The organism is Gordonia amicalis NBRC 100051 = JCM 11271 (assembly GCF_000332995.1).
GTDB classification, from domain to species: domain Bacteria; phylum Actinomycetota; class Actinomycetes; order Mycobacteriales; family Mycobacteriaceae; genus Gordonia; species Gordonia amicalis.
Map to the genome: position 1 here is coordinate 1 of NZ_BANS01000083.1, position 1,927 is coordinate 1,927.

The 1,927-nt window shown below is 58.0% G+C and carries 3 protein-coding genes and 1 pseudogene; 3 read left to right on the plus strand and 1 reads right to left on the minus strand.

The window, feature by feature from the left end; translation table 11 throughout:
- The first annotated feature begins 109 nt into the window (after positions 1-109).
- The 3 genes and pseudogenes from GOAMI_RS23145 to GOAMI_RS23720 all read left to right on the plus strand — a co-directional run.
- Positions 110-727 (plus strand): macro domain-containing protein, encoded by a 618-nt coding sequence (locus tag GOAMI_RS23145; RefSeq protein WP_157228365.1) that lies wholly within the window; start codon positions 110-112, stop codon positions 725-727.
- Entirely contained in the window at positions 724-1,194 is a 471-nt protein-coding gene (locus tag GOAMI_RS22220; protein ID WP_006438899.1) for an HIT family protein, read from the plus strand. Before GOAMI_RS23145 ends, GOAMI_RS22220 begins: the two co-directional genes overlap by 4 nt.
- A gap of 62 nt (positions 1,195-1,256) precedes the next feature.
- A pseudogene (locus GOAMI_RS23720) lies at positions 1,257-1,415 on the plus strand (IS3 family transposase); the annotation flags it as partial.
- Between the two features lie 213 nt (positions 1,416-1,628).
- Here GOAMI_RS23720 and GOAMI_RS22225 read toward each other — a convergent pair.
- Positions 1,629-1,927 (minus strand): integrase core domain-containing protein (locus GOAMI_RS22225; RefSeq protein ID WP_006438901.1); only part of this gene is annotated, 299 nt, incomplete at its 5' end.

Sequence of the window (1,927 nt, forward strand, 5' to 3'; positions counted from 1 at the left end):
CTCTATCAGAGGGTGGCCGCTTGTGATCTTGATAGCTATTACCTCGATCGGATATGGGCTAATTAGAGCATGGCCACGCCCGATCAGCCAGCAGTATAATTCGCCTAACATGAGAATCGAAATTGTAAAGGGCGACCTATTCGTTCAGGATTGCAACATCGTGGTCGGCACATGCGACACATTTGACACGTTAGCGCCCAATATCATCGCAAAGAGTAGCATTCAGGGACAGGCCCTTGAACGTCTCTACGGTGGCGATTTACAGAAATTGGATCTTGATCTGGCGTCCGCGCTACAGGGTAGTGCGGTTAGAGGTTCAATCCAGAAACCAGGAAAGACCGACAAATATGGAGTGGGCGCCGTCGCTACGCTTCGGCATGGATCTCATCGCCTCTACTTCCTGGCCTATAGTGAGATGGACACCAATAACGAGGCGCAGAGCACTCCGGATGCTATCTGGCGGAGCCTCGCTTCGCTGTGGGATGAAGTGTCCAGGACGGCGAACGGTACGCCGGTTGCAATTCCCGTTATTGGCGGGGGCCAGTCTCGCCTCTCGCAAGTTATCCCAGCGCAAGACTCGATCCGTTTCATCGTTATGTCGTTTGTGTTCGCGTCACGCACTCAGAAGGTTTGCGACGAACTGCGAATAGTTGTGCGCCCAAATGACTTCGATCGGCTTGATCGACTCGAACTTCAAGCTTTCCTCTCTTCCCTTAGGCCGTCATGACGCAATCGGGACTTAGGCTTCCGGACGCGCACCCATGCGCATTCTGCGCTTACCTGGACGAGAGCAGGCCCTTCACCTTTGTGAGAAAGGGCAGCGCGACTGCGGTGATGGTCACCCAAGAACAGCGAGGAGTACCCCACCTGTTGGTTGTCCCAATTGCCCACCGTGAAACCATTCTCGATTTGACGGATGACGAGTGTTCTGCGTTGATGACGGAGGTGCGGGACGCCGCGCGAGCGATTGATGCAGCCTATCAACGGCCGGGTATCTCCGTGTGGCAGAACAACGGTGAGTCAGCCAGTCAGTCAATCCGGCACGTACACTTCCACGTCGCTGGCACACTGGATTCAGGTGGTACGGAGTGGGGCCAAGTCGAGGAGCTGTCGATTGCTGAAACGGAACGGATCGCTGAGGGAATTAGGCCGTACTGGCCGTCGTCTACCGTAAATGACGAGCAGGGTAGCTAACGTGAAAAGGTGAACCATCCTTGGTCTGGTGGAGGCCGTGATCTCACCAGGAGAATGCCGGTATGGCTGCACCGAGGAAGTTTGATCAGGAGAACCGCGAGCGGACTGTGAGGATGAATCACGACCGCCTCGCCGCTGCGGGCGGCTCCAAACTCGCCGCCCGCGAGCATGTAGGAGGTCTCCCCGACATCAACCAGGCGACACCGCGGAACTGGATCGAACGAGACACCCCGGTCGTCAAGGCCGCGCGTTTCCCAGGCGAGATCAGTCAGCGCGCTGGTCTATGTCTTGGGTGGTGTTGCCCTAACCGAAATGCGCCTGTCGTCCGAATTTGCGCACAGACGCCAGCCCAGACTGAGGAGCGTGTAGACCAGGTTGAGTGCGGTGGGCTCGGACGGATCGATGAACCGTCCTGGACCGGATGGAGACCTGGTTTAGGCCGCCTCCGCCGCGGAGGCGACGATCTCACGGTAGCGTGTCTCGTACTCGATCGGCGGGCAGTAGCCGATCGCTGAGTGCAGCCGTTCGGTGTTGTACCAGTGCACCCAGGCGGCGGTTTCGCGTTCGACCTCGGCTCGTCCGGTCCAGGATCGCTGGCCGGAGATGAGCTCACTCTTGTACAACCCGATCGTCGATTCCATCAACGCATTGTCCAGGGCGTCCCCGACTGAGCCGATCGAGCCGGCGAGCCCGGAGTCGCGTAGCGCCTCGGTGAATGCGAACGACGTGTATT